Source organism: Micromonospora sp. KC207, from assembly GCF_004348615.1.
In the GTDB taxonomy this organism is placed as follows: Bacteria; Actinomycetota; Actinomycetes; order Mycobacteriales; family Micromonosporaceae; genus Micromonospora.
Genome location: NZ_SMKJ01000426.1, coordinates 1 through 4,080 on the forward strand (window position 1 = coordinate 1; position 4,080 = coordinate 4,080).

Here is a 4,080-nt window from a genome sequence, read left to right on the forward strand (position 1 = left end):
GAAGTCGCCGAGCGAGGAACGGTGGTCGGCACAGGCGAGCCAGGTCTTGCGCCGGTCGGCGGTGTGCAGCCGGGGATTGTTCCAGCGCAGCGCCCACTCCGCCGGGGCGCGACAGCCCCTCGCCGAGCAGCTCGGCAGATCATCGGTGGAACGGGGGATGCTCATCCGGGCCAGTCTAGGGGCGCGGGGCGAAGGTTGAGCGCCGGGCGGCCACGGGGGGAGCCGCCCGGCGACGGGTGAATGTTACACACGCCGCCCCCCCTGCTGTAAACCCGTGACCGGTGATTTTCAAGCCCCGGGACGGCGTGGCGAAAATCGGCTTCTCCCCGCCTCGGCACTCAGCCGGGCATGCGAGTCTTGATACGCACCACGCCGCGACGAACGATCATGCTGTGGAGGACCGGTGGCCCAGCCGACCACGCCCGACGCCCCGACGCCGAACGGCAGCGCCCCGGAGCCGCCCCGGCCGCCCGCCGCGTCGGCGACGAGCACACCCGCCCAGGACGCGACGCTGCTGGAACGGGCGCTGTTCGAGGTCAAGCGGGTGATCGTCGGGCAGGACCGGATGGTGGAGCGGATGTTCGTGGCGCTGCTCGCCCGCGGGCACTGCCTGCTGGAGGGGGTCCCCGGGGTGGCGAAGACCCTGGCCGTGGAGACCCTGGCCAGGGTGGTCGGCGGGTCCTTCGCCCGGGTGCAGTTCACCCCGGACCTGGTTCCCGCCGACATCATGGGCACCCGGATCTACCGGCAGTCCAGCGAGAAGTTCGATGTCGAGCTGGGGCCGGTCTTCGTCAACTTCCTGCTCGCCGACGAGATCAACCGCGCCCCGGCGAAGGTGCAGTCGGCCCTGCTGGAGGTGATGAGCGAGCGGCAGGTGTCCATCGGCGGGCAGACCCACCGGGTGCCGGACCCGTTCCTCGTGATGGCCACCCAGAACCCGATCGAGCAGGAGGGCGTCTACCCGCTGCCGGAGGCGCAGCGGGACCGCTTCCTCATGAAGATCGTCGTCGGCTATCCGACCGACGCCGAGGAGCGGGAGATCGTCTACCGGATGGGGGTGGCCCCGCCGGAGCCGGCGCGGGTCTTCGACACCGCCGATCTGGTCGCGTTGCAGCGCAAGGCCGACCAGGTGTTCGTGCACAACGCGCTGGTCGACTACGCGGTGCGGCTCGTGCTGGCCACCCGTACCCCCGCGGAGCACGGCATGCCCGACGTCGCACAACTGATCCAGTACGGTGCCAGCCCAAGGGCCTCGCTCGGCCTGGTCCGGGCCACCCGGGCGCTGGCGCTGCTGCGCGGCCGGGACTACGCCCTGCCGCAGGACGTGCAGGACGTCGCGCCGGACATCCTGCGGCACCGGCTGGTGCTCAGCTACGACGCGCTCGCCGACGACGTGCCGGCCGACCACATCGTGCACCGGGTGATGTCGACCATTCCGCTGCCGTCGGTGGCCCCGCGCCAGCAGGCCACCCCGGGCGGCACGCCGTCGGCCGAGGCCGGGTGGCCCGGGCAGCGACCGTGACCCCGTCCACCCCCCACCCCTTTCCGGGTACGCGGTCCCCGATCTCACCGGCCGCCGCGCCCCGCAGCGAGGCCGTGCTGTCCCGGCTCCAGCTACTGGTGACCCGCAAGCTCGACGGCCTGCTCCAGGGCGACTACGCCGGTCTGCTACCCGGCCCGGGCAGCGAGGCGGGGGAGTCGCGCGAGTACCGCCCCGGCGACGACGTACGCCGGATGGACTGGCCGGTGACCGCCCGGACGACGATGCCGCACGTGCGGCGTACGGTGGCCGACCGGGAGCTGGAGACGTGGCTTGCGGTGGACCTCTCGGCGAGCCTGGACTTCGGCACCGGCCGGTGGCTGAAGCGCGACGTCGTGGTGGCCGCTGCCGTGGCGCTGGCCCACCTGACCGTGCGCGGCGGCAACCGGATCGGGGCGGTGGTCGGCACCGGTGCCGCGTCGCGGGCCCCGGCGGGGCGTCGGCGCGGTGCGGCACCGCCGCCCGACCCGGGGCGGCTGGTGCGGCTGCCCGCCCGGGGCGGGCGCCGGGAGGCGCAGGGGTTGCTGCGGGCGATCGCCGGCACCGAGATCCGGCCCGGGCGCAGCGACCTGGGCGCGCTTGTCGACGCGCTGAACCGGCCGCCCCGCCGCCGTGGCGTCGCGGTGGTGATCTCCGACTTCCTCGCGCCGCCGCAGCAGTGGGCGCGGCCTCTGCGCAAGCTGCGGGTCCGGCACGACGTGCTGGCGATCGAGGTGGTCGACCCGCGTGAACTGGAGCTGCCCGATGTGGGGGTGCTGCCGGTGGTCGACCCGGAGACCGGTGAGCTGCACGAGGTGCAGACCGCCGACCCCCGGCTGCGCCGCCGGTACGCCGAGGCGGCCGCCGCCCAGCGGGCGGAGATCTCGGCGTGCCTGCGCGGGGCCGGCGCGGCCCACCTGCGACTTCGGACCGACACCGACTGGCTGCTCGACATGGTGCGCTTCGTCGCCGCGCAGCGGCACGCCCGCACCCGGGGGACGACACGATGATCCGTTTTCTGCAACCGTGGTGGCTGCTGGCCGTGCTGCCGGTGCTCGCCCTCGCCGCGCTGTACGTGTGGCGGCAGCTACGCCGCCGGGTGTACGCGATGCGGTTCACCAACGTGGACCTGCTGCGTACCCTCGCGCCGAAGGGACTGGGCTGGCGGCGGCACGTGCCGGCGGTGGCGTTCCTGCTCTGCCTGCTGGTGCTGTCCGCGGCGCTGGCCCGGCCGGCGATCGACACCAGGGAGCCGCTGGAGCGGGCCACCGTCATGCTGGCGATCGACGTGTCGCTGTCCATGCAGGCCGACGACGTCGCGCCGAACCGCCTGGAGGCCGCCCAGGAAGCGGCCAAGCAGTTCGTCGCCGAGCTGCCGCAGACCTACAACCTCGGTCTCGTCTCGTTCGCCAAGTCGGCGAACGTGTTGGTGCCGCCCACCAAGGACCGGGACGCGGTGACCACCGCGATCGACGGGCTGGTGCTGGCCGAGGCGACCGCCACCGGCGAGGCGGTCTTCACCTGCCTGGAGGCGATCCGGTCGGTGCCGGCCGACGGCGCGGCGGGCATCCCGCCGGCCCGGATCGTGCTGCTCTCCGACGGGTTCCGCACCTCCGGGCGGTCGGTGGAGGAGGCGGCGGCGGCCGCGCAGGCGGCCAACGTGCCGGTCTCCACCATCGCCTTCGGCACGGACGCCGGGCAGGTTGACATCGGCGGTCAGCTACAGCGGGTGCCGGTGGACCGGATGGCCCTGGCCGAGCTGGCCGAGACGACCGAGGGCTACTTCTACGAGGCCGCCTCGGTCAGCGAGCTGAAGCAGGTCTATCAGGACATGGGCAGCTCGATCGGGTTCCGCACCGAGCCCCGCGAGGTCACCCAGTGGTACGCGGGGATCGCCCTGCTGCTGGCACTGTGCGCGGGTGCCGCCAGTCTGCTCTGGTCGTCCCGGCTGCTCTGATCGAAGGTCTTCGAAACCTCCCGCCCGTCGGTGCTCCGGGCGGGAGCACCTGCTCGGCGGGCGTCGATCGCACGGCGACCGGCCACCCCCGCCGTGTGTCCGCAACCGACGCGCGGTGGCTGTCGCCCTGACCGCCGACGCCCCGTCGGGTCGGGTCGCGGCATGCCGCCCGGCCGCCCTGTCGGCTCCGGACGAGGGAGCGGCAACTACGGCAGGTCGTGCTGCCGGCCGGCGTCCGGTGCCGGTGGAGTTCGAGCCGGCCCGGTGCCGACCGGCGGGCCGGCGGTGCGCCGGGGCGCTGGAGTCGGTGTCCGGATAAGACGGTGCCGGGTCCGCGCTCAGTGGCCGGAGCCCGCCAGCACGAAGATGACGGCCACCCAGACGGCGGCGAGGGTGAAACCCAGCGGGGCGACGTAACGGCTCATGGAAAGGCTCCGGTGGCGACTGGACGGTCCACGCTGGCGTGAGGACCGCGAGGGGAAGCAGGGCGCGCACACGAAGTCGTGACCGGGTGCCCCCTCCCCGTCCTCGCCGGACGGCGCAACCCGGTCGCCGACCCGGCCGGTGGCCGAGGGGTGGGCGGTGCGGGGGAGCGGAGCTGGGT

General features: G+C 73.9%; 3 protein-coding genes and 1 pseudogene. 3 read left to right on the top strand and 1 reads right to left on the bottom strand.

Going from position 1 to position 4,080, the window contains the following annotated elements; all coding sequences use genetic code 11:
• The first annotated feature begins 403 nt into the window (after positions 1-403).
• The 3 genes from E1258_RS30560 to E1258_RS30570 are packed head-to-tail and all read left to right on the top strand — an operon-like array spanning position 404 to position 3,476.
• Entirely contained in the window at positions 404-1,522 is a 1,119-nt protein-coding gene (locus E1258_RS30560) for a MoxR family ATPase (protein ID WP_132407209.1), read from the top strand.
• Positions 1,501-2,529 carry a DUF58 domain-containing protein gene (locus E1258_RS30565; RefSeq protein ID WP_371688708.1) on the top strand — a complete coding sequence of 343 codons (1,029 nt, stop codon included), beginning with the start codon at positions 1,501-1,503 and terminating at the stop codon, positions 2,527-2,529. Before E1258_RS30560 ends, E1258_RS30565 begins: the two co-directional genes overlap by 22 nt.
• Positions 2,526-3,476: a VWA domain-containing protein gene (locus tag E1258_RS30570; protein WP_007071981.1), complete on the top strand. Its 951-nt coding sequence runs from the start codon at positions 2,526-2,528 to the stop codon at positions 3,474-3,476. Before E1258_RS30565 ends, E1258_RS30570 begins: the two co-directional genes overlap by 4 nt.
• A gap of 338 nt (positions 3,477-3,814) precedes the next feature.
• On the opposite strand, the pseudogene E1258_RS34150 reads toward E1258_RS30570, so the two are convergent.
• A pseudogene (locus E1258_RS34150) lies at positions 3,815-4,080 on the bottom strand (hypothetical protein); the annotation flags it as partial.

Excerpts from the sequence above, each read along its gene's own strand:
- E1258_RS30570 (WP_007071981.1), top strand. The coding sequence starts at position 2,526 with ATGATCCGTTTTCTGCAACCGTGGTGGCTGCTGGCCGTGCTGCCGGTG.